The organism is Curtobacterium sp. MCPF17_050, from assembly GCF_003224435.2.
Taxonomy (GTDB): Bacteria; Actinomycetota; Actinomycetes; order Actinomycetales; family Microbacteriaceae; genus Curtobacterium.
Map to the genome: position 1 here is coordinate 185,597 of NZ_CP126250.1, position 21,733 is coordinate 207,329.

Below are 21,733 nucleotides of genomic sequence, written 5' to 3' on the forward strand. Positions count from 1 at the left end.
CAGCAGTCGGTTTGGTGGGAGAACCCAGCAGTACACGGAAAGTGGTCGTCATGACCGGAGGAGGCGCTTGATGGCCAGGGTCGCCTCCTGGATCTTCTCCTCCGCAGCCGGTCCGCCATGGGCGACCGCGTCCGTGACGCAGTGGCGCAGGTGGTCCTCGAGCAGGCCCATCGACACCGCCTGCAGTGCCTTCGTCATCGCGGACACCTGCGTGAGGATGTCGATGCAGTACCCCTCGCCCTCGACCATCCGCTGGAGTCCGCGCGCCTGGCCCTCGATCCGCCGCAGCCGCGTGAGGTAGTCGTCCTTCGCGGAGATGTAGCCGTGGTGCTGGTGCTCGGTCGTGTCGGATGCGGTGGGTTCGGGCATCGGGAACAGATCCTCCTCGTCGGCGTTACGGTAGTGGTACCCCCCTAGGGTATCCGCCCGGTCCGGGGCGCACGACGAGGAGGACCGCATGACCGACCAGCAGACCGCCACCTACGGCATCGACGGCATGACCTGCGACCACTGCGTGATGAGCGTCGACGAGGCGTTCCGCGAGCTCCCAGGGGTCACCGACGTCCGGGTCGACCTGGTGGCCGGCGGCCGGTCCACCGCCACCGTGACGAGCACCGGACCCCTCGACCACGACGCCGTCGACGCCGCGATCGACGAGGCGGGCTACACCCTGGTCGCGCGCTGATGGCGGGCACGACCACGGGCACCCCGGTCGAGCTCGCGATCGAGGGCATGACCTGTGCCTCGTGTGCGAACCGCATCGAGCGGAAGCTCAACAGGATGCCGGGTGTCTCGGCCACCGTGAACTACGCCACCGAGACCGCCACGGTCTCGCTGCCGGACGGCACCGCGGTCGACGACGCCATCACGACGGTCGAGCAGGCCGGGTACGGCGCGCGGCTGCCGGAGCCCGAGCAGCCCGACGGCGACGCGCTCGCCCCGCTCCGGCGTCGCCTGGTCGTCTCCACCGTGCTCGCGGTCCCGGTCGTCGCGCTGTCGATGGTGCCCGCGCTGCAGTTCCCCTGGTGGCAGTGGGTCGCACTCGTGCTCGCCGCCCCGGTCGCGACCTGGGGCGCCTGGCCGTTCCACCGTGCGGCTGCGCTGAACGCCCGGCACGGTTCGGCGACGATGGACACGCTCGTCAGCCTCGGCGTCGTCGCCGCCGGGCTTTGGTCGGTCTGGGCGCTGGTGTTCGGCGGCGCCGGTGGACCCGACATGCACATGGCCTTCGCGTTCACGGCGCCCCGGGGTGCCGCCCCGGAGCCGTACCTCGAGGTCGCCGCCGCCGTGACGGTGTTCCTGCTCGCCGGCCGGTACGCCGAGGGCCGCGCGAAGACCCGGTCCAGCGCGGCGCTCCGTGCGCTCCTGGCACTCGGCGCGAGCACCGCACGGGTGCTCCGCGACGGCCGGGAGGTCGAGGTGCCGGTCGGGTCGCTCCGTGTCGGCGACCGGTTCGTCGTCCGCCCGGGGGAGCGCATCGCCACCGACGGCACCGTCGTCGCGGGCACGAGCGCCGTCGACACGAGCGTCATGACCGGGGAGAGCGTCCCCGTCGAGGTCGGACCCGGTGCCCCCGTCACCGGCGCGACCGTGAACGTCGGCGGCATGCTCACCGTGCAGACCGTCCGCGTCGGTGCCGACACCGAGCTCGCGCGGATCGGCAAGCTCGTGACCGAGGCGCAGACCGGCAAGGCCGACGTCCAACGGCTCGCCGACCGCGTCTCCGGCGTGTTCGTCCCCGTCGTGCTCGGGCTCGCCGCGCTCACCCTCGTCGGCTGGCTCCTGCTCACCGGCGACGTCGAGGCCGCCCTCACCGCCGCCGTCGCCACGCTCGTCATCGCCTGCCCGTGCGCGCTCGGCCTCGCGACCCCGACCGCGCTGCTCGTCGGCACCGGTCGCGGCTCGCAGCTCGGCATCCTCATCCGCGGGCCGCAGGTCCTCGAGGCCACGCGGCGGATCGACACCGTGCTGCTCGACAAGACCGGAACCGTCACCACCGGCACCATGCGGGTCACCGAGGTGTTGCCGGCCGACGGCGAGGACCCCGACGCGGTCCTCCGCGCCGGAGCCGCCGCCGAGTCCGGGTCCGAGCACCCCATCGCCCGGGCCCTGGTCGCCGCGGTCCCCGACGTGGGCAGGCCGGAGGCGTTCACGTCCACCGCGGGTCTGGGCGTGCAGGCCGTCGTCGACGGCGTCCTCGTGCTCGTCGGGCGGCCGACCTGGCTGCGTGACGCGTGGTCCGTCCCGATGCCCGGCGCGCTCGCCACCGCGGCCGCCGATGCCGAGCGGTCCGGTCGGACGTCGGTCGCCGTCGCCTGGGACGGTCGGGTCCGCGGCCTCGTCGTCGTCGCCGACACGGTCGCGCCCGGTGCCGCCGAAGCCGTCGGGCACCTGCACGACCTCGGTCTCGAGACCATGCTCCTCACCGGTGACGCCGACGGGGTCGCCCGGAGCGTCGCCGCACAGGTCGGCATCACCCGCGTCACCGCCGGCGTCCGACCGGAGGACAAGTACCGCATCGTCACCGAGCTGCAGGCCGCGGGCCGGACGGTCGCGATGGTCGGCGACGGGGTGAACGACGCGGCGGCGCTCGCCGCTGCCGACCTCGGCATCGCCATGGGCACCGGGACCGACGCCGCGGTCGAGGCCGCGGACATCACCCTCGTGCGCGCCGACCTCCGGGCAGCGGTCGACGCCGTCCGGCTCGCCCGCCGGACCCTCCGGACGATCCGCACGAACCTGTTCTGGGCCTTCGCCTACAACGTCGCCGCGATCCCGCTCGCGATGGCCGGCCTGATGAACCCCGTCATCGCGGGAGCCGCCATGGCACTGTCATCGGTCTTCGTGCTGACGAACAGCCTGCGCCTCCGCCGCTTCCGGTCCGTCGACGGGAGCGCACGGTGAGCGGGCACGCGCACGCCACGACCACGTGGTCCACGGCCGCCCAGGCGACGCTGCACTGCCTGACCGGGTGTGCGATCGGCGAGGTCCTCGGCATGGTGATGGGCAGCGCGACCGGTCTGCACAACGCCGGCACGGTGGTGCTGTCGATCGTGCTGGCCTTCGTCTTCGGGTACGCGCTCACCATGCGCGGTGTGCTCCGGTCCGGGCTGTCGCTCGGCGCGGCGCTCCGGGTGGCGCTCGCCGCGGACACGGTGTCCATCGCCGTCATGGAGGTCGTCGACAACACCGTGGTCGTCGCGATCCCGGGGGCGCTCGACGCGGGGCTCGACCAGTGGCTGTTCTGGGGCGCCCTGGCGCTGTCGCTCGCGATCGCCTTCGTGGTCACGACGCCGGTGAACCGGGCGCTGATGCGCCGCGGGCTGGGGCACGCGAAGGTGCACGCGCACCACTGAGCGGTGGACGTCGCCGACGCGACGGACCACGGAACGGACGGGAGGCCCGGTACCAGCTGGTACCGGGCCTCCCGTCCGTCGCATGGTCGGCGCGTGCGCCGCGTCGCTCAGGCCTCGGAGTCACCCTCGGCGGCGTCGTCCTCTTCGGGGTTGAAGTGCGACGCGTCGCCGACGAACCCGGCCGCGAGGCCCTCGGGCTCGTTGGGGACCGTGCCGTCGTCGCCCAGGCCGTCCGCCTTCGGCGTGCCCTCGGGGTCGTGCGCCGTGCTGTCGTTGCTCATCGTGTGCTCCTTCGCAGTGCTGGCCGGGTGCGACGACCGTCAGAAGGCGGGGGTGCCGCCGGCGATCGTGATCGTCGACCCGGACTGGTAGCTCGATTCTGGACTGACGAGGTGGACGTACGCCGCACCGAGCTCGGCCGGCTGACCCGGTCGGCCGAAGGGCGACTGCTGCCCGAAGGTCGAGACGGTCTCGGCGTCGTCGGAGCCCGGCTGCAGCGGGGTCCACACCGGACCGGGCGCGACCGAGTTGACCCGGATGCCCTTCGGTGCGAGTTGCTGGGCGACGGCCTCGGTGAAGAGCTTGATCGCGCCCTTCGACACCGCGTAGTCGATCTTGTCCGGCGACGGGGTCGATGCCTGGATCGAGCCCGTCGTGACGATCGTCGAGCCGGGCTCGAGGTGCGGCACGGCGGCCTTCGTCAGCCAGAACAGCGAGTAGATGTTCGTCTTGAAGGTCGAGTCGAACATCGACGTCTCGAGGGTGAGGATGTCGTCGTTGCTGTCCATCCGGCCCGCGACCATCACGAGCGTGTCGAGGCCGCCGAGCTCGTCGACGCCCTTCTGCACGAGGTCGATGCAGTACTGCTCGTCGGAGATGTCACCCGGGAACAGCACGGCCTTGCGGCCCTCGCCCTCGAGCAGGTCACGGACCTCCTCGGCGTCCTCCTGCTCGTCCGGCAGGTAGGACAGGACGAGGTCGGCGCCCTCGCGGGACAGCGCGATCGCGGCGGCGCGGCCGATGCCGGAGTCCGCCCCGGTCACGATGCCGCGGAAGCCCTCGAGCCGACCCTTGCCGACGTAGCTCTCCTCGCCGTGGTCCGGCTTCGGGTCCATCTTCCACGCGGCCCCCGGCAGCGACTGTTCCTGCTTCGGGAACGGCGGCACCGGGTAGAGGGTGGTCGGGTCCTTCTTCTCGTACTGGCTCATGGGGCCACTGTCCTCTCGGTCGGCTGACGGGGCTCTAGTGCAGTGCGGTGAACGAGGCGTCGCGGACGAGCAGGGTCGTCGCGTCGCCGTTCACGGCCTGGTCGGGGTCGCTCGACAGCCCGAGGGTCCAGGTGCCGCCGCCCGGACGTTCCGGCAGCGTGAACTCGACGGTCGTCTCCGAGGCGTTCAGCAGCACCGCGACCGAGTCGTCGCCCTCGCTGAGGACGAGGATCACGGCACGGTTGCCGCCGTCGGTCCAGTCGCCCTCCTCGAAGTCGTTCGCGTCGGCGCGGAGCACCTGCACGGTCGAGGGGGAGATGCCGGGCGCGGTGCGGTACCACTGCGGGCGCAGTGCGACGTGCTCCTTGCGGAACGCGATCGCGGCGGTGGTGAAGGCGAGCAGGTCCTGGTCCGCGGCCGCCCAGTCGAACCACGAGATCTCGTCGTCCTGGCAGTACGCGTTGTTGTTGCCGCCCTGCGAGCGGGCGATCTCGTCACCGCCCAGGATCATCGGCACGCCGGCCGAGAGCAGCAGGGTGCCGAGGAAGTTCCGGCGCTGGCGGTTGCGGTAGTCGTTCACGCTCTCGTCGTCGGTGGGGCCTTCGATGCCGCCGTTGAAGGAGGTGTTGTTGCTCTCGCCGTCGTTGTTGTCCTCGCCGTTCGCCTCGTTGTGCTTCTCGGCGTACATCGTGAGGTCGGCGAGCGTGAAGCCGTCGTGTGCGGTGACGAAGTCCACCGAGCAGAGCGGCGAGCGGCGCGACCCCTCGTACACGTCCGGGCTGCCGAGGACGCGCTGCACGGCGTCGCCGAGCGTGCCCTCGTCGCCGCGCCAGTAGCCGCGCAGGTCGTCGCGGTACTTCCCGTTCCACTCGGACCAGTCGGCCGGGAACCCGCCGACCTGGTAGCCCGCCGTGTCCCACGGCTCGGCGATCATCTTCACCTCGCGCAGGACCGGGTCCTGGTGGATGATGTCGAGGAACGCGGAGTGCTTCTCGGCCGCGCCGTCCTGGCGGGTGAGCGTCGTCGCGAGGTCGAACCGGAAGCCGTCGACGTGCATCTCCTCGACCCAGTACCGGAGCGAGTCGGTGATGAGCTGCAGCGCGGACGGGTGCGACACGTTGAGGCTGTTGCCCGTGCCGGTGGTGTCGAAGTAATTCGCCTCGTCGCCCTCGACCAGGCGGTAGTACGACTGGTTGTCGATGCCCTTGAAGGACAGCGTCGGGCCCATGTGGTTGCCCTCGGCGGTGTGGTTGTAGACGACGTCGAGGATGACCTCGAGGCCCGCGGCGTGCAGGGCCTTCACCATCTCCTTGAACTCCGCGACCTGCTGGCCGGCGGTGCCGGAGGCGGCGTACTCGTTGTGCGGGGCGAAGAAGCCGATGCTGTTGTAGCCCCAGTAGTTCCGGAGGCCCTTGTCCTGCAGGGTGGAGTCCTGCACGAACTGGTGGATCGGCAGCAGTTCGACGGCGGTGACGCCGAGGTCGGTCAGGTGCTTGATCGCGGCCGGGTGCGCGAGGCCCGCGTACGTGCCGCGGATCTCCTCGGGCACGTCGGGGTGCTGCTTCGTGAAGCCCTTGACGTGCACCTCGTAGACGATCGTGTCCGCGAACGGGGTGTCGAGGCGGGTGTCGCCCTCCCAGTCGAACGAGCGGTCGGCCACGACGGAGCGGGGCATGGCGGCGGCGGAGTCGGACTCGTCGATCTGGTCCGGCTCGTTCATGTCGTGGCCGAACAGCTCCTGGCCCCAGGCGTAGTCGCCGTCGATCGCCGTGGCGTACGGATCGAGGAGGAGCTTGGCCGGGTTGTGGCGCAGGCCGTTCGCCGGGTCCCAGGGGCCGTGCACGCGGAAGCCGTACTTCGTCCCGACGGTCACGTCCGGCACGACGTCGTGGAAGGTGTAGCCGGTGCGGTTCGTCAGCTCGGTCCGGTGCTCGGTGCCGTCGTCGTCGAAGCGGCAGAACTCGACGCGTTCGGCGGTGCTGGAGAAGACGGCGACGTTGGCGCCGCCCTCGACGAGGGTGACGCCGAGCGGGTTCCGTGTGGAAGAGGTCATGATCCGTTCTACCGGTCGCCGACTGAGCCCGCCGCCGATCCGCGTACCCCGGGCCCGGGCGTACCGCCCCGTGGCGACGGGCCTGGTCCGGCTCGGGGCCGCTCGCGATCGGTGCACGGGCATGGGAAGATCAGATCGTGACCCATCTCCACCCGGTACCGGGGAGCCCTGACGGGTTCCGTGCCGTGCGCCTCGAGGGCACCAGTGCGACCCGCCCCGCGGTCCTCGACGAGGCCTACGGCACCGGTGCCGGCATCGGGGACGAGCGGTCCGCGTTCCGGTACACCGGTGCGGGCGACGCCGACCTCACGCTGAGCGGCTCCGCGGTCGAGGGCCGGCGCTCCGGCACGATGGAGCCGCGACCGACGCACATCCTGTTCTGGATCGGCGACGGCACCGCGACGATCACGGACGAGGACGGCACCCGTGACGTGGTCCGGCCCGGCCGACCGTTCCTCCTCGCCGCCACCGTCCGCTACCGGTTCGAGGCCGCGACGAGCCGCGTCTCGATGATGCACCTGTCCGACCGGCTGCTCCGGGCGGCGCTCACCGCGGAGGGCACGCAGGTCGTCGGGCCGCTGCGGTTCCGCCGGACCACCGCGGACGCCGACCTGGCGGAGCTCCGGACCGTGCTGCAGTCCCTCGGGCGGACGATCACCGACCCGGACGTGGCCGGCAGGCAGCGGGCGGAGTTGAACGCCCGGGTCGCCCGGGTCGTCGTCGGCACCTTCCCGGTCGACGTGCCGGCGACCACGAGCAGCGAACGTCTGCGGGACGCCCTGACGTACATCCAGGAGCACGCGCACACCGTGGTCACGCTGGCGGACATCGCCGCCGCCGCGGGGATGAGCGCACGCGGACTCCAGCAGTCCTTCAACCGGTCGGTGGGCGTCTCCCCGCTCTCGCACCTGCGGAACGTCCGGCTCGACGCCGTGCACGACGAACTCGTGCGCTCGGAGCCGCTCACGGCGTCGGTCGCCGAGGTCGCACGGCGGTGGGGGTTCGCGCACCTGGGCCGGTTCTCCGGCGCGTACCGCGACCGCTTCGGCGAGCTGCCGAGTGCGTCCCTCCGTGCCGACCGCGGCGGCAGCGCGGACACCGACGGGGTGGTCGGTACCGGCACCGGCACCGGCACCGGCGCCGGCTCCTGAACCGGCTCCTGGCTGCACCGGAGGCCGGGCGCGGTTCGTGTCGACCGGTCCCGGTCAGGGCACGCCGCCCGTCGCCAGCCCGGTCAGGTCCGGTACGCGTCCACCGCCGCCCGCGCTGCCCGGACGACCTCGGCGTCGGTCTCGAAGTGCCCGGTCCCGGTGTCCCCGGCGCCCATCGGGACGCCGCCGTGCGCGGTGTCGGCGAGGCGCTTGGCGGACAGGTGCACGGCCGCCGCCCCCGTGCCGAGCAGGACCGGGACGTCAGCGGGTGTGACCCCGGCGCCCGCCATCACCTGCACGTCCCCCGCCACGGCGACCATCCGCGTGATGGTGTCCGCGCCGACGAGTGCGGTCGCGGCGCCGCCCGAGGTGAGGACACGCGCGAAGCCGAGGTCGCCGAGGCACGCAGCCGCGGCCACGGGGTCGGCCGCGTGGTCGATCGCCCGGTGCAGGGTGACCTCCGCACCGGGCACTTCCGACCGGGCGACGTCGATGAACCGGGCGAGCGTGTCCGTGTCGAGCGTCCGGTCCCGACGGAGCGCGCCGACGACGACCCCGGCGGCACCGGAGCGGAGGACGGCGACGAGCTCCCGCGCCATGAGGTCGACCTCGTCGGGGTCGTGCACGAACCCGCCCGGGCGGCAGCGCACCAGGACGTGCGCCGGCGGTCCGACGGCGACGGCGGCCTCGACGAGCCCCTGCGAGGGCGTCAAGCCGCCGAGCTCGAGCGCACTGCACAGCTCGACCCGGTCGGCTCCGGCAGCGCGCGCGATCGTGGCGCCGGTCGGTGAGGTGACGGCGATCTCGAGTGTCCGCGGCCTGGTGGGCACCTGGGCCCGGCGGTCGTCGGTGCTCACGCGTGCACGAGCGGTCGGTCCGACGCGGGGATGATCCGGGCGTGCAGGTCCGGCGGCTCCGGGAACGTCCGGTCGAAGGGGAACACCGGCCGTTCGATCCGGTGGTGGCCCAGGCGTTCCAGGTCCTGGTCGACGCCACCGGGCGTGAGCGCGAGCATCCAGTCCGCGGCCATGTCGTACAGCTCGGGTTCGAGGTAGCCGATCTTCACGACGACCAGGTCGGCGCTCCGCGGGTCGAGGTCCAGGTCGGTGAAGTCGTGCTCGTGGTGGTACGGCTTCCGCAGCTCGGTGAGGACGGCGAAGACGCTGCCGACCTGCAGCACGACCTCGGTCCGGGCGTCCCGGTCGCCGTGCTTGACCGCGTGCACGCGTCCGGTCATCGTGAGCGGCCCGGCGTGCAGGTCGTCGACCTCGGCGCCGGCGGTCACGGTGACGGTCGCCCCGACGCCGGCCTCGACGCAGGCGGCGACCGCGGCGGGGCCGGGGACGCTGGCGTAGAGGACGACCGGGCCGTCGGCGCTCCGGAACTCCTCGCGGGCGAGCAGCTGCGTCAGCCCCCACGTCATGTCGCCCGAGCCGCCGGCGGTCGGGTTGTCGCCGGAGTCGGACACGAAGTACGGACGTGCGGCACCGGGGGCGAGGGCGGCGGCCAGGCACTCGTCGAACGTCCCGGTCGGGGCGACGAACGCGAAGTCATCGCGGGCGTCCCAGAACGCCCGGGCCAGGCGTTCGGCACCGGCGGTGACGGCGGCCTCGTCCCACCCGGTGACGACGGTGACGGCACGGTTCCGCGGCTGGTCCGCCCAGGCGTACCCGACCCAGATCGCTGCGTCGAGCACGCCGTCGGTCGCCTCGACGTCGGCCACCTGTGCGTAGACGGACGCCGCGGGCTCGATGCGGGTGGAGGTCTTCTCGCCCGGCAGCAGGACCGGGACCGGGATCCACGCCTTCACCGGGCGCCGTGCTCCGGCCGGGCGGGTGGTGAGCACGTCGACCAGGTTGCGGACCGCGCGCTCCTTCGTCTCGAGGGCGTCCTCGTGCGGGGCCATCCGGTAGCAGGTGACGAGGTCGCACTGGTGGGCGAGCTCCCGCGAGACGTTGCCGTGCAGGTCCATCGACGCGGAGACGACGACGTCCGGTCCGACGACGGCGCGGATGCGCTCGAGCAGTGTCGCCTCGGCGTCGTCGAGCCCCTCGACCACCATGGCGCCGTGGATGTCGAACCACAGGCCGTCGATCGCGGTCTCGGCGATGATCGCGGACAGCCGGTCGGTGATCTCGGTGCTGAGCTCCTCGAAGGACTCGCGGAGGACCACGCCACCGGGCAGCGCGTGCCCGATCAGTGCACCACGGAAGTCGGCCCGCTCGGACAGTGGCGCGAGGAAGTCGTAGCGCGCGACCACCTCGTCGCCGCGGTCCGGGTGGAAGGCGGCCGCCGGTGTGCGGGTGGGGGTGAACGTCGACGTCTCGATGGCCAGGCCGGCGATCGCGATGACCGGACGAAGGGCGCCGGGGGTGGTTCCGGTGTCAGACACGGGTGCTCCTGTTCCTGGTGGTGCGCAGCGGGACGGGGGTGGACAGTTCCTCGAGCGACGCCGCCAGGCCGCGCTGCAGGGCGAACTGGCCGGCGCCGACGAGCCCGGCGTCGGCCCCGAGCGAGGCGCGCTCGATGACGAGGTGCTGTGTGACGAGCGGGTGGCAGCTCTCGTACAGCTGGCTCCGCACGGCGGCGACGAAGGGGTCGAGAGTGGAGAGGATGCCGCCGAGGGAGACGGCGTCCGGGTTGAAGAAGTTCACGTTCGCGGCGAGGACCTCGCCGAGGTACCGGCCCGCGAGACGGACGGCACGGGTCGTCTCCGGGTGTGCCTCGGACGCCAGGCGGACGACGTCCTGGGTGGTCGTGACGTCGACCCCGGCCTCGCGGAGGATCCGCACGAGCGCGGCCCCGGATGCGACCGTCTCGAGGCACCCGGTGTTGCCGCACGAGCACGGGGTGTCACCGGCGGCGTCGATCCGCACGTGGGTGATGTCCCCGGCGGCACCGGTCGAGCCGCGGTACAGGTGCCCGTCGATGATGATCCCGGCACCGATCGCCGACCCGGCCTTCACCGTGATCGCCTGGCGACGGGTGGCCGGCTGCACGGTCTGCTCGCCCGCGGCCATGCAGTTCGCGTCGTTGTCGATCGCGGCGGGTACCCCGAAGTGCTCGGTGAGCCACGCGGCGACGGGGAACCCGTTCCACCCCGGCATCCGGCTCGGCAGGTCGACGACCCCCGCCTCGACGTCGACGGGACCCGGGAGGCTCAACCCGACCCCGCGCAGGCCGTCGCGTCCGCGCGCCGCCACCAGGTCGTCGAGGAGCGCCGCGAGCGCTGCCAGGCCGGCGGACGGACCGTCGGCGAGGGCGAACGGGACGGTCGAGACGGACTCGAGCGCGCCTCCCGGCAGGACGATGCCGATCCGGACGTGCCCGCCACCGACGTCCGCGGCGACCGCGTACTCGTCCGTCCCGCCGATCCGGAGGACCTTGCGCGGGCGGCCGCCCGTGGAGACGTCGGTGCCCTCCTCGGCGAGGATGCCGTGCCCGAGGAGCTGACCGACCACGTGGGACACGGTCGACGGGGCGGCGCCGAGGAGTTGCGCGATCTCGGTGCGACTCGACGCCTGGCCGCTGGCGATGAGTTCGAGGACGCGGGAGCTGAGGTCCGGCACGACTTTCTCCAATCCGCGGCGACGGACGCGCTGACCGCCCGACCCGCCCGAGCCTACGGGGCGGACGGGTCGATCGACGCTTTCCGTCGATCCGCAGAAACACACTATTTACACGGGAACGTTTGTTTTTCCAACGACTTCGGCCATTGACTGTGCGGACCACGCCGACCCTCGCTCAAGGAGTCCACATGACCAAGCCCCGTCGCTGGGCCCTCTTCACCGGAGCCGCGCTCGCGGTGAGCGCACTGCTCGCCGGGTGTTCTGGAGGCGGTTCCGCCACCACCGGCACGAAGTCCGACGAGATCAACTACGCGTTGCCGGCGAACTTCACGCCGAACTGGATCCTGCCGATCGGCACCGCGGCGCACCTCAACACGAACAACGGCTCGATCGCGCAGTCGCTGTACGAGCGCTTGATCGCCTACGACGGGTCCACGGGCAAGATCGCGTGGAACAAGGCCGGGTCCGTCGCGACCGATGCCGACTTCGCCGACGACGGCAAGAGCGTCACGATCACGCTGGGGGACCGGCACTGGTCCGACGGCGAGGCGATCACGAGCCGCGACGTCGAGTTCTGGTTCAACCTCATCAAGGCGAACGCGCAGGACTGGGGCTCCTACTCCGAGGGCAAGGCCCCGGACAACTGGAGCTCGTTCACGACGGTCGACGACACGCACTTCACCATCGCGTTCGACCAGGCGTACAACCAGGACTGGATGCTCGCAAACCAGCTGAGCTACATCATCCCGCTGCCGCAGCACGCCTGGGACAAGACGAGCGCCTCGGCCGAGGTGACCGACGCCGACCGCACCCCGGCCGGCGCCAAGCAGGTGTGGAAGTACCTCAACACCGCCGCCGGCAAGATCGCCGACTACGACTCCGACCCACTGTGGAAGACGATCTCCGGCCCGTACGGCTTGTCGTCCTTCACGACCGCGGGGAAAGTACAGCTCACCGCGAACGGCAAGTACGACGGTGGCGAGAAGGCGTCCATCACGACGGTCAACCTGCTGCCGTTCACCACCGCCGACGCCGAGACGAACGCGCTGCGCTCCGGAGCGGTCGACTACGGCTACATCAACGCCACCGACCTCGACCAGGAGGACTCCTTCACGGCGAAGGGCTACGAGGTCGACCCGTGGACCGGTTGGGCGATCACGTACATGCCGTACAACTTCAACAACCCGGACATGGGCGCCGTCTTCAAGCAGCTGTACGCCCGCCAGGCCGTGCAGATGTCGATCGACCAGGAAGCGCTGTCGAAGGTCGTCTTCAACGGCACCGCCACCTCGACGTACGGTCCGATCCCGCAGGCACAGGAGTCGGACTACGTCTCCGACGTGCAGGAGGACAACCCGTACCCGTTCAGCACGAAGAAGGCCAAGGCCTTGCTCACCAGCCACGGGTGGACCGCGAAGGGCGGCACCATGGTGTGCACCGACGCCGGCAGCGGCGCGGACCAGTGCGGCGAGGGCGTGGCCGAGGGCACGGAATTCACGATGCAGGTGCTGTCGCAGTCCGGCTCCACCGTCACCGACAACATGATGAGCGCCGTCCAGTCGTCGCTCGCGAAGACCGGCATCGGCTTCACGATCAAGACCGCGCCGGTGTCGAGCGTCCTCTCGCAGACCCCGACCTGCACGTCGGACGAGGACAGCTGCGACTGGGACCTGTCGTTCTTCGGCACCGCGGGCAGCTGGTACTTCCCGGCGTACCCGACCGGTGAGTCGCTCTTCTCGACCGGTGGTTCGGCGAACTTCGGCAGCTACTCGAACGAGGAGGTCGACGCGCTCATCGACGCGACCACCACCTCGACCGACACGAGCGCCGTGCAGGACTACAGCGCCGCGGTCGCGAAGGACCTGCCGGTGATCTGGCTGCCGAGCCCGGACTACCAGATCTCCGTCAAGAAGAGCGGCCTGACCGGGTTCGACCAGGACTCGCTCGCGAACTTCCACCCCGCCCAGTGGAAGTGGAGCAAGTGAGCCGCTGACGCGGCCACCCCGGGAGGCTCGGTGCGCGCCCGTCGCGCACCGAGCCTCCCGGGTCCTCACCATCCACCCCGACGACGGAAGCAGCATGACCACTGCCCTCTACCTCACCCGCCGCGTCCTCCAAGCGCTCGCGGTGGTCCTCATCGTCACGATCGTCGTGTTCTGCCTGCTGCACGCGCTGCCCGGCGGACCCGCCCGCGGCGTGCTCGGCGTCGCGGCCACCCCCGCGCAGATCGCCGCGTTCAACCAGGCGCAGGGACTCGACCAGGCGCTCCCCGTGCAGTACGTCCGCTTCCTCGGGCGGCTGCTCACCGGCGACCTCGGTACCTCGTACACGCTCAACGAACCGGTGGCGCAGCTCATCCAGGAGCGCATCCCGAAGACCCTCGTACTGACCGGCCTGTCGGCGGTGCTCGGGCTCGTCGTCGCCATCCCGGTCGGCATGTGGCAGGCAGCCCGACGCAACGGTGCGATCGACTACGCCGCCACCGCCCTCGCCTTCGTGTTCTACTCGACGCCCGCGTTCTTCCTCGGGCTCGTGCTCATCGTCGTGTTCAGCCAGCAGCTGCCGTGGCTGCCGTCCCAGGCGCCGAGCGGCACGACCCTCGCCGAGGTGTTCCAGCAGCCGGCCGGACTCGTCCTGCCCGTGCTCACCGGCGCCCTCGCGATGATCGCCGTCTTCAGCCGGTACATGCGAGCCGCGACGCTGGAGAACCTGCAGGAGGACTACGTCCGCACCGCGCGCGCCGGAGGCTCGTCGACGGCGACGATCCTGCGGCGGCACGTGTTCCGGAACTCGCTGACCCCCGTGGTCGCGATGCTCGGCTACTACCTGCCAGTGCTGTTCGGCGGCGCGCTCGTCACCGAACAGCTGTTCAACTACCCCGGCATGGGGCTGCTGTTCTGGAACGCCGCCCAGACCTCGGACTACCCGACCCTGCTCGGCTGCGTCCTCGTGATCTCCGTCGCGACCGTCATCGGCACGCTGCTCGCGGACGTCGCCCAGTCCCTCATCGACCCCCGTGTGAAGGCAGGCCGCGCATGACCACCGTCCAGCTCGCCCCCGAGACCCCCGGCGCCCCCGTCACGGCCGCCGCCACCGGCTTCCGGCTCGCCGCGCGCCGGTTCCGCCACAACACCCTCGCCGTGATCGGCCTGGTCGTGCTCGTCCTCATCGTGCTGTTCTGCTTCGTCGGGCCGTTCCTGTACCCGACCGACCAGACCCACACGATGCTCGAACAGGCGAACCAGCGCCCGGGCGGCGGCCACCTGCTGGGCACCGACGCCGTCGGGCACGACGTGCTCGGCCGGCTGATGTACGGGGGCAAGGTGTCGCTGCTCGTCGGCATCGCCGCGGGTCTCCTGGCGACGGTCGTCGGCACGCTCTGGGGCTCGGTCGCCGGGTACGTCGGCGGCTGGGTCGACGCGACGATGATGCGCGTGGTCGACGCCGGCATCGCGATCCCGGCCCTGTTCATCCTCCTCGTCATCTCGGCGATCACGACTCCCGGCGTGTGGGGGCTCGTCGTGATCCTCGGGTTCGTGTCCTGGCTCGTGCCCTCCCGGCTCATCCGTGCCGAGACGCTGACGCTGAAGAACCGCGACTTCGTGCTCACCCTTCGCGCGATCGGCGGCTCGCACGCCCGCGCGATCGGTCGGCACCTGCTGCCGAACTCGGTCTCGACGATCGTCGTGGCCGCGACCTTCCAGGTGGCGGACGCGATCCTCCTGGTCGCCTACGTCTCCTACCTGGGGCTCGGCGTGCAGCCGCCGGCCACGGACTGGGGCGGCATGCTCTCGGCGGGCCTCACCGCCGCCTACTCCGGTCGCTGGTGGCTCATCGTGCCGCCGGGACTCGCCGTGATCCTCGTCGTCTGCGCCCTGAACGCGGTCGGCGACGGACTCCGGGACGCATTCGACGTGAAGGGCCGCGGATGACCGCCACCGAACCGATCCTGGCCGTCGAGGACCTCGGCGTGCACTTCCGCACCGAGTCCGGTGACGTGCACGCCGTGCAGGGCGTGTCCCTGACCGTGGCACCCGGCGAGACCCTCGCGCTGGTCGGTGAGTCCGGCTCCGGCAAGTCCACCGTGGCGCTCGCCGCGATGGGGCTGCTCTCCGGCAACGCGACCGTCACCGGCAGCGCCGTCGTCGACGGGCACCAGGTCGTCGGCGCCGCCGAGACGGCCCTCCGCGGGCTGCGGGGGAAGACCGTCTCGATGGTGTTCCAGGAGCCCGCGACCGCACTCGACCCGCTCACCCGGGTGGGCGCGCAGATCGCCGAGGTCATCCGGAACCACCGGCAGGTCTCCGCGGGGGACGCCGCCCGCCAGGCCGTCGACCTGCTCCGCCGCGTCGGCATCCCGTCGCCGGAGGAACGCGCGAAGGCCTTCCCGTTCCAGCTCTCCGGCGGGCAGCGGCAGCGCGTCGTCATCGCGATGGCGATCGCGAACGAGCCGGCGCTCCTCATCGCCGACGAGCCGACCACCGCGCTCGACGTCACGGTGCAGGCCGAGATCCTGGAACTCCTCCGGGCGCTCGCCGCCGACACCGGCACCGGCGTGCTCCTCGTCACCCACAACATGGGCGTTGTCGCCGACTTCGCCGACCGGGTCGCGGTGATGCTGCGCGGGCGGATCGTCGAGACCGGCGGCGTCGAGGACGTGCTCCTCCGCCCGCAGCACGAGTACACCGAGCGGCTGCTCGCCGCGGTGCCGCGGCTCGAGACGGCGGCGTCGGCGCAGGATGCCGCCGGGTCGTCCACACGCCGCCGAGAACCGCGGCGTGCCGAGGTCACCGAGGCGTCTCGCGTGCCCGACGCTGCCCCGCTAACGGACGGGAGGCCCGACCGCACCCCGGTGGTCGACCTGCGCGACGTGTCGGTCACCTTCGGTCGCGGCGCCCGCGCCGTGCACGCCCTCCGCGGCATCGACGTCGAGGTCCACGCGGGGGAGACCGTCGGTCTGGTCGGCGAGTCCGGCTCCGGCAAGTCGACCGCGGCCCGCGTCGCCCTCGGCCTCGTCCGACCCACCGCCGGCAGCGTCCGGCTGTTCGGGTCCGACCTCCGCCGCACCCGGGGCCGCGACCGCCGCGCGCTCCGGTCCGGCATCGGGGTCGTCCTGCAGGACCCGGTCGCCTCGCTCGACCCGCGCATGTCCGTCGCCGATTGCATCGCCGAACCGCTCGCCGTCCACCGCCGCGGGACGTCCTCGGCCGGCCGACGCCGCCGGGTGGACGAGGTGCTCGACGCCGTCCGGCTGCCGCGCTCCCTCGCGACACGGGCCCCGCGGGAGCTCTCCGGCGGGCAGCGTCAGCGGGTCAGCCTCGCCCGGGCGCTCGTGCTCGACCCACGGCTGCTCGTCGCCGACGAACCGACCAGTGCGCTCGACGTCAGCGTGCAGGAGGCCGTGCTCGAGGTCCTCACCGAGCTGCAGGGCGACCTCGGCTTCGCGTGCCTGTTCGTCTCGCACGACCTCGCCGTCGTGCAGCAGTTCGCCGAGCGCGTCGTCGTGATGCGGGCCGGTGCCGTGGAGGAACAGGGGCCCACCACGTCGACGCTCCTGCACCCGACCACCGACTACACGCGACGGTTGCTCGCCGCGGTGCCCGTCCCCGACCCGGTGATGCAACGGCAGCGCCGGGCCGAGCGCCTGGCCTCCCTCGCCGCGGTGGCACCGTGACGGGCGCGGTCCTCGCCGGCGTCGACGTCGGCGGGACGAACACGAAGGTGCTCCTCGCCACCCCCGACCTCGAGGTCCTCGACCGCATCGACCTGCCGACCCCCGCGCACGACGGTGGGGACGCGATCCTCGACGCGGCCGAGGCGGCGGTGCGGTCCCTGCTCGACCGGCACCGGGCCTCCTTGGCGGGGGTCGGGGTGGGCGCCGCCGGTGTCGTCGACCCGACCACGGGCACCGTGCTCGTGACCGCGAACTCGTTCACGGGATGGGCCGGCTACGGCGTCACCGACGCAGTCGCCGCACGGCTCGGGGTCCCGGCGACCCTCGACAACGACGTGAACGCGTTCCTGCTCGGTGAGGTCGCCGCGGGGGCGGTCGCCGGGGAGCCCGACGTCCTCGGCATGACGCTCGGCACCGGGGTGGGCGGTGCGCTCGTCCTGGGCGGGACGCTGTTCGGCGGGCCGCACGGTGCCGCGGGGGAGATCGGCCACGTCCCCGGCTTCGGTGACACGGTCTGCACCTGCGGGGCGCGCGGGCACCTCGAGACCGTCGCCGGTGCCCGGGGCATCGCCGACCGGTACGCCGAGCGCACCGGTCGCCGGATCGGGACGCACGAGGTCGCCACGGCGGCCCGCGCGGGCGACCGGGACGCGCAGGACGTGTTCGCGACCGCGGGGTGGGGCATCGCCCGGGCCGTGCTGCTCACCGCCGGCATCCTCGACGTGACGACCGTCGTCATCGGCGGCGGGGTCGCCCGGTCGTGGGACCTCCTCGAACCGGCCGTCACGGCGGCGCTCGCGGCCGAGCCCCCGGTCAGCGGGGCGGCGATCCGCGTGGAGCAGTCGGTGCTCGGCGCCGACGCCGTGGCGCTCGGGGCGGCGGCGCAGGTGCGGCGGGTCGTGCTCGGGGGCTGACGCCTCAGCGCGGTTTCACGCCCGGACGGTGCGGTGGATGAAGTCGGCCATGCCGGGCACGGTGAAGGCGAGGTATCCCCGGTCCGGAGCGTAGACGTGCCCGTTCTTGATGAGCTCGTTCCGTGAGACCGAGAGGTCGCTCGTTCGTGTCTTCCCGGTACGCGTCACGAGGTCCTGGATCGCTGACGGCCGTCCGTCATCGACTGCCATGGCCTGCATGAGTTCGCGCTGCTTGGGCGTGGCCCGGTCCCAACGCGACTGGTAAAGCCCCTGATCGACTTCGTCCCGTGCTCGGAGCACTCCGGCCGCCGCCGATTCTGCATCGATGCGGTCCTCGACCGACCGTGCGTCCCACACGTGCTTGCCGCACGCCTGCGCGAAGTAGGGGTATCCCTGGATGGACTCGACCGCGAGGTCGAGCGCGTCGTCTGCCCACTCGACGCCTGCTCGCTCCGATGGGTCGGTCAAGGCGAACCGAGTCTCTGCGTCGGTGAGGAGGTCGAGCCGCCGGTAGTCGTACAGGCGTTCCGCGTAGCTCGTTGCGTCGGCGAGTACCGACGGCAGCGACGGTAGTCCGGTGCCGATGAAGAACACGGGCACCGGCCACGACTCCTGGCCGAGAGCGTGCAGTGCCAGGTTCACGGCGTTGAGGTCGTCCTTGGGCGCTTCCTGGAGTTCGTCGATCGCGATGAGGAGTCCCTGTCCGATCTCCCGGAACGCGAGGCCGACCTCTCGCAGGAGATCCTCGAGGTCACGCTCGAGGTCACCGCTGTCAGCGACACCAGCAGTCGGGGCGACGTCGAACCCGAAGTTGTAGGTGCCACTCGGATCGACGCTGATCTGGAAGGAGCGGAACGCACCCAGAGCACGTCGGAACTTCTCCGCCACGGCGGTTCCGAGAGACACCGTGCCGCGGAGCGTCGAGTGGAGCTGTCGGACGACACCTTGCTGGAGACTGCGTTGCCGAGACGCTTCGAGTTTGACGACCGACCAACGCCCGGTCTCGATCGCCCGACGGGCGACCTCGTTCAGCAGGACTGTCTTGCCGACTCCTCGAAGTCCGGAGACCACCACTGGCCGGGCGCCTTCGGCCGTCTCGAGCGTCTCTGCGAGGGTCCGCTCGATGCCGGCGAGCAGCGCATCGCGGCCGGCCAGTACCGGCGGGACGCGACCCGCGCCCGGCTTGAAGGGGTTGATGACGTGTGCACTGCCACTCACTCGGTAAGCCTATCTCAGTGCGTATAAGCAATCTCCTTATACGAGCTCAGAAGACCTTACCGGTTCCCCCCAGGGCTGAGCGCTCTCTGATCTCCGCCCGCTGGTCTCCCGGCTCGGCCCGGTCGGTCGACTGGGAGCATGGCCGGATGACCGATGCGCCGCTCGTGACGCCTGCCCGCCGGAAGCCCGCGCAGCGCGGCATCCTCGTCCCGACGCCCCATCCGCTCAGCACCATCGCGATCGCGGTCGGCGCGGTGGTCCTCATCACGATCGTCGGCTTCGTGCTCGGGGACGTCGACCTCGGGCTCGCGCGGGCGCTCAACGCGCTGCACGTCGGCGCGCTCGGGGCGTTCACGACCGCGGTCTACCACGTCATCAGCCCGGTGCCGGCGATCGGCATCACGATCGTGGTCACGGGCGTCGTCTGGCTCGTCCGTCGGGACGTGCGGCCGGCGGCGGCGTTCGCGGGGACGGTGGCGATCACCTGGGTGCCGTCCGACCTCGTGAAGGAGTTCGTGCAGCGGCCCCGTCCTGACACGTCCGCGCTCCCGCACCCCTTCGCGACGCAGCCGGACCCCTCGTACCCGAGCGGGCACACCGTCTTCGTCGTCGCGTTCGTGATCGCCCTGGCGTGGGTGCTCCGGGACACGCGGTGGCACCGACTCGCGGTGGTGCTCGGCTCGGTCGTCGTCATCGTGGTCGTGCTCGCGCTCACGATCGACGCGGTGCACTTCCCGACGGACACGGTCGCCTCGGTGCTGTGGGCGCTCGCCGTCGCGCCGGCCGCACGGCTCGTCTGGGTGGACCTGGCGATGCCGCGGCTCCCGGTGCTGCGCCGCGCCGAGTACGGGCTCAGCCGACCGCGCGCCTGATGAGCTCGGCGACGGTCCGCTCGTCGTCGAGCGAGAACTCCGGCGTCACCGAGAACGACGTCGGCCAGAACGACCCGTCGTCGAGCGCCGCCGCGTCCTGGAACCCGAGGGTGGAGTACCGCGCCTTGAACTTCGCAGCGTCCTGGAAGAAGAACACCACCGAGCCGTCCTTCGCGTACGCCGGCATCCCGTACCAGAGCTTCGGCGCGAGGTCGGGAGCGACCTCGAGCGCGATCCGGTGAATCCGCTCCGCCAGGCCGCGGTCCGGCTCGGGCATCGCGGCGATCTTGTCGACGACGGACTGCGCGTCGAGGGCGGCCTTCTCGGCCTTCGAGGTCCCGCGCTTGCGACTGGCCTTCACCTCGGCCGCGTGCTCGCGCATCGCGGCGCGCTCCTCCTCGGTGAAGGTGCTGTCCGAGGTCTCGTCGCGTGCTGCCATGGCGGGTCCCTTCGTCGGTGGGCATCACGGTAGCGCCGTGGCAGGCTCGGGTCCATGACCTACATCGCTGCCGACGACCGCTACGACTCGATGACGTACCGCCGCACCGGCCACTCCGGCCTCGACCTGCCGCTGCTGAGCCTCGGCTACTGGCACAACTTCGGCGACGACGTGCCCTTCGAGACGCAGCGCGCCGTCAGCCGCCGGGCGTTCGACCTCGGCATCACCCACCACGACCTCGCGAACAACTACGGCCCGCCCTACGGTGCCGCGGAGGTCAACTTCGGCCGGCTCATGCGCGAGGACTTCGCCCCGTACCGCGACGAGATGGTGATCTCGACCAAGGCCGGTTGGGACATGTGGCCCGGCCCGTACGGCCAGGGTGGCGGTTCCCGCAAGTACGTGCTCGCCTCGCTCGACCAGTCGCTGCGCCGGACCGGCCTCGACTACGTCGACGTCTTCTACTCGCACCGGCTCGACGCGTCCACGCCGCTCGAGGAGACGATGGGCGCCCTGCACACCGCCGTCCAGCAGGGCAAGGCGCTCTACGTCGGCATCTCCTCGTACGACGCCGACCGCACCCGCCAGGCTGCCGCGATCCTCCGGGACCTCGGCACGCCGCTGCTCATCCACCAGCCCTCGTACTCGATGCTCAACCGCTGGATCGAGACCGAGGGACTGCTCGACGCCGCCGGGGAACTCGGCTTCGGCGTGATCGGGTTCACCGCCCTCGCGCAGGGGCTCCTCACCGGCAAGTACCTGAACGGCGTGCCCGACGGCAGCCGGGCCGCAGCGGGGAAGTCGCTCGACCCGTCGACGATCACCCCGGAGGTCGTCGAGCACCTGAACGCGTTGAACGCCGTCGCGGAGGCGCGTGGGCAGAGCATGGCGCAACTCGCGCTCGCCTGGGCGCTCCGCGACGAGCGCGTGACCTCGCTCGTCATCGGGGCGTCGCGCGTCGAGCAGCTCGAGGACAACGTCGCGGCGCTCGCGAACACGACGTTCTCCGACGAGGAGCTCCGCACCATCGACGAGCACACCGTCGGCATCGCCGACGTCGACCTGTGGGCGGGCGCCCGCGCCGGCGAGGTCTCCTGATCCGACGCGGGCCGTCCCGCGCCGTTCCGAAGTGTCACCGACGCACCTGCATTTCGACACCTAGGACGCCGGGTGTCGACGACCGGTCGGAACGGATCGACCGCGGGAATCGCCGGACGGGAGGCTGGGCACCAGCCCGGAACGCGCCTCCCGTCCGGCGGGTACCCTGGACAGGCAATCC

At 71.8% G+C, this 21,733-nt stretch carries 20 protein-coding genes; 11 read left to right on the top strand and 9 right to left on the bottom strand.

Annotation, left to right across the window (positions count from 1 at the left end; genetic code table 11):
- Positions 1 to 48: 48 nt before the first annotated feature.
- A complete protein-coding gene (locus DEJ34_RS00920; RefSeq protein ID WP_110901661.1) occupies positions 49 to 369 on the bottom strand; it encodes a metal-sensitive transcriptional regulator in 321 nt (106 codons plus the stop codon).
- A gap of 88 nt (positions 370 to 457) precedes the next feature.
- Here DEJ34_RS00920 and DEJ34_RS00925 point away from each other — a divergent pair, with 88 nt between their 5' ends.
- Genes DEJ34_RS00925 through DEJ34_RS00935 form a run of 3 tightly spaced genes read left to right on the top strand, consistent with a single transcriptional unit; the run spans position 458 to position 3,356 of the window.
- Entirely contained in the window at positions 458 to 685 is a 228-nt protein-coding gene (locus DEJ34_RS00925; protein WP_110901660.1) for a heavy-metal-associated domain-containing protein, read from the top strand.
- Complete coding sequence (locus DEJ34_RS00930) at positions 685 to 2,904, top strand: heavy metal translocating P-type ATPase (RefSeq protein WP_110901659.1); 2,220 nt, start codon at positions 685 to 687, stop codon at positions 2,902 to 2,904. The genes DEJ34_RS00925 and DEJ34_RS00930 overlap by 1 nt, the downstream gene beginning before the upstream one ends.
- Positions 2,901 to 3,356: a DUF4396 domain-containing protein gene (locus tag DEJ34_RS00935; protein WP_110901658.1), complete on the top strand. Its 456-nt coding sequence runs from the start codon at positions 2,901 to 2,903 to the stop codon at positions 3,354 to 3,356. The genes DEJ34_RS00930 and DEJ34_RS00935 overlap by 4 nt, the downstream gene beginning before the upstream one ends.
- Before the next feature lie 107 nt (positions 3,357 to 3,463).
- Here DEJ34_RS00935 and DEJ34_RS00940 read toward each other — a convergent pair whose 3' ends face one another.
- Genes DEJ34_RS00940 through glgX form a run of 3 tightly spaced genes read right to left on the bottom strand, consistent with a single transcriptional unit; the run spans position 3,464 to position 6,617 of the window.
- Positions 3,464 to 3,637 (bottom strand): hypothetical protein, encoded by a 174-nt coding sequence (locus tag DEJ34_RS00940; RefSeq protein ID WP_181419503.1) that lies wholly within the window; start codon positions 3,635 to 3,637, stop codon positions 3,464 to 3,466.
- A 39-nt stretch (positions 3,638 to 3,676) separates the two neighbouring features.
- Positions 3,677 to 4,564 carry an SDR family oxidoreductase gene (locus tag DEJ34_RS00945; protein ID WP_110825628.1) on the bottom strand — a complete coding sequence of 296 codons (888 nt, stop codon included), beginning with the start codon at positions 4,562 to 4,564 and terminating at the stop codon, positions 3,677 to 3,679.
- Between the two features lie 34 nt (positions 4,565 to 4,598).
- Positions 4,599 to 6,617: a glycogen debranching protein GlgX gene (glgX, locus tag DEJ34_RS00950; protein ID WP_110901657.1), complete on the bottom strand. Its 2,019-nt coding sequence runs from the start codon at positions 6,615 to 6,617 to the stop codon at positions 4,599 to 4,601.
- 137 nt (positions 6,618 to 6,754) lie between these two features.
- On the opposite strand from glgX, the gene DEJ34_RS00955 reads away from it, so the two are divergent.
- Positions 6,755 to 7,768, top strand: a complete 1,014-nt coding sequence (locus DEJ34_RS00955; protein ID WP_220032790.1) for a helix-turn-helix transcriptional regulator — start codon at positions 6,755 to 6,757, stop codon at positions 7,766 to 7,768.
- Positions 7,769 to 7,851: 83 nt separating this feature from the next.
- Here DEJ34_RS00955 and DEJ34_RS00960 read toward each other — a convergent pair whose 3' ends face one another.
- The 3 genes from DEJ34_RS00960 to DEJ34_RS00970 are packed head-to-tail and all read right to left on the bottom strand — an operon-like array spanning position 7,852 to position 11,337.
- Positions 7,852 to 8,625, bottom strand: a complete 774-nt coding sequence (locus tag DEJ34_RS00960; RefSeq protein ID WP_258368187.1) for a copper homeostasis protein CutC — start codon at positions 8,623 to 8,625, stop codon at positions 7,852 to 7,854.
- Positions 8,622 to 10,160 (bottom strand): M81 family metallopeptidase, encoded by a 1,539-nt coding sequence (locus DEJ34_RS00965; protein WP_110910703.1) that lies wholly within the window; start codon positions 10,158 to 10,160, stop codon positions 8,622 to 8,624. Before DEJ34_RS00965 ends, DEJ34_RS00960 begins: the two co-directional genes overlap by 4 nt.
- The gene (locus tag DEJ34_RS00970; RefSeq protein WP_110910702.1) at positions 10,153 to 11,337 is read right to left on the bottom strand and encodes an ROK family transcriptional regulator; all 1,185 of its coding nucleotides are present in this window, start codon (positions 11,335 to 11,337) and stop codon (positions 10,153 to 10,155) included. Before DEJ34_RS00970 ends, DEJ34_RS00965 begins: the two co-directional genes overlap by 8 nt.
- A 188-nt stretch (positions 11,338 to 11,525) precedes the next feature.
- On the opposite strand from DEJ34_RS00970, the gene DEJ34_RS00975 reads away from it, so the two are divergent.
- The 5 genes from DEJ34_RS00975 to DEJ34_RS00995 all read left to right on the top strand — a co-directional run bounded on the left by DEJ34_RS00975 (position 11,526) and on the right by DEJ34_RS00995 (position 17,925).
- Entirely contained in the window at positions 11,526 to 13,322 is a 1,797-nt protein-coding gene (locus DEJ34_RS00975; RefSeq protein ID WP_110891196.1) for a peptide ABC transporter substrate-binding protein, read from the top strand.
- Positions 13,323 to 13,416: 94 nt separating this feature from the next.
- Positions 13,417 to 14,376 (top strand): ABC transporter permease, encoded by a 960-nt coding sequence (locus DEJ34_RS00980; protein WP_110910701.1) that lies wholly within the window; start codon positions 13,417 to 13,419, stop codon positions 14,374 to 14,376.
- Positions 14,373 to 15,269, top strand: coding sequence for an ABC transporter permease (locus tag DEJ34_RS00985; RefSeq protein ID WP_110825621.1), 897 nt, complete (start codon positions 14,373 to 14,375; stop codon positions 15,267 to 15,269). Before DEJ34_RS00980 ends, DEJ34_RS00985 begins: the two co-directional genes overlap by 4 nt.
- Positions 15,266 to 17,011, top strand: a complete 1,746-nt coding sequence (locus DEJ34_RS00990; protein ID WP_110910700.1) for a dipeptide ABC transporter ATP-binding protein — start codon at positions 15,266 to 15,268, stop codon at positions 17,009 to 17,011. Before DEJ34_RS00985 ends, DEJ34_RS00990 begins: the two co-directional genes overlap by 4 nt.
- Positions 17,008 to 17,925 (top strand): ROK family protein, encoded by a 918-nt coding sequence (locus tag DEJ34_RS00995; RefSeq protein ID WP_110910699.1) that lies wholly within the window; start codon positions 17,008 to 17,010, stop codon positions 17,923 to 17,925. The genes DEJ34_RS00990 and DEJ34_RS00995 overlap by 4 nt, the downstream gene beginning before the upstream one ends.
- 15 nt (positions 17,926 to 17,940) lie before the next feature.
- Here the strand turns inward: DEJ34_RS00995 and DEJ34_RS01000 are convergent, their stop codons facing one another.
- On the bottom strand, positions 17,941 to 19,143 hold the full coding sequence (locus DEJ34_RS01000) for an ATP-binding protein (RefSeq protein WP_110891200.1): 1,203 nt from the start codon (positions 19,141 to 19,143) through the stop codon (positions 17,941 to 17,943).
- Positions 19,144 to 19,289: 146 nt separating this feature from the next.
- Here DEJ34_RS01000 and DEJ34_RS01005 point away from each other — a divergent pair, with 146 nt between their 5' ends.
- A complete protein-coding gene (locus DEJ34_RS01005) occupies positions 19,290 to 20,015 on the top strand; it encodes a phosphatase PAP2 family protein (RefSeq protein ID WP_110901649.1) in 726 nt (241 codons plus the stop codon).
- Here the strand turns inward: DEJ34_RS01005 and DEJ34_RS01010 are convergent.
- A complete protein-coding gene (locus tag DEJ34_RS01010) occupies positions 19,996 to 20,454 on the bottom strand; it encodes an iron chaperone (protein ID WP_110910698.1) in 459 nt (152 codons plus the stop codon). The genes DEJ34_RS01005 and DEJ34_RS01010 overlap by 20 nt on opposite strands.
- A gap of 54 nt (positions 20,455 to 20,508) precedes the next feature.
- Here DEJ34_RS01010 and mgrA point away from each other — a divergent pair, with 54 nt between their 5' ends.
- The gene (gene mgrA, locus DEJ34_RS01015) at positions 20,509 to 21,552 is read left to right on the top strand and encodes an L-glyceraldehyde 3-phosphate reductase (protein WP_110825616.1); all 1,044 of its coding nucleotides are present in this window, start codon (positions 20,509 to 20,511) and stop codon (positions 21,550 to 21,552) included.
- Positions 21,553 to 21,733: the final 181 nt, after the last annotated feature.

Coding starts and splice junctions, on each gene's coding strand:
- DEJ34_RS00920 (WP_110901661.1), bottom strand. CDS start 369: ATGCCCGAACCCACCGCATCCGACACGACCGAGCACCAGCACCACGGC.
- DEJ34_RS00925 (WP_110901660.1), top strand. CDS start 458: ATGACCGACCAGCAGACCGCCACCTACGGCATCGACGGCATGACCTGC.
- DEJ34_RS00930 (WP_110901659.1), top strand. CDS start 685: ATGGCGGGCACGACCACGGGCACCCCGGTCGAGCTCGCGATCGAGGGC.
- DEJ34_RS00940 (WP_181419503.1), bottom strand. CDS start 3,637: ATGAGCAACGACAGCACGGCGCACGACCCCGAGGGCACGCCGAAGGCG.
- DEJ34_RS00945 (WP_110825628.1), bottom strand. CDS start 4,564: ATGAGCCAGTACGAGAAGAAGGACCCGACCACCCTCTACCCGGTGCCG.
- glgX (WP_110901657.1), bottom strand. CDS start 6,617: ATGACCTCTTCCACACGGAACCCGCTCGGCGTCACCCTCGTCGAGGGC.
- DEJ34_RS00975 (WP_110891196.1), top strand. CDS start 11,526: ATGACCAAGCCCCGTCGCTGGGCCCTCTTCACCGGAGCCGCGCTCGCG.
- DEJ34_RS00980 (WP_110910701.1), top strand. CDS start 13,417: ATGACCACTGCCCTCTACCTCACCCGCCGCGTCCTCCAAGCGCTCGCG.
- DEJ34_RS00985 (WP_110825621.1), top strand. CDS start 14,373: ATGACCACCGTCCAGCTCGCCCCCGAGACCCCCGGCGCCCCCGTCACG.
- DEJ34_RS00990 (WP_110910700.1), top strand. CDS start 15,266: ATGACCGCCACCGAACCGATCCTGGCCGTCGAGGACCTCGGCGTGCAC.
- DEJ34_RS01005 (WP_110901649.1), top strand. CDS start 19,290: ATGACCGATGCGCCGCTCGTGACGCCTGCCCGCCGGAAGCCCGCGCAG.
- DEJ34_RS01010 (WP_110910698.1), bottom strand. CDS start 20,454: ATGGCAGCACGCGACGAGACCTCGGACAGCACCTTCACCGAGGAGGAG.
- mgrA (WP_110825616.1), top strand. CDS start 20,509: ATGACCTACATCGCTGCCGACGACCGCTACGACTCGATGACGTACCGC.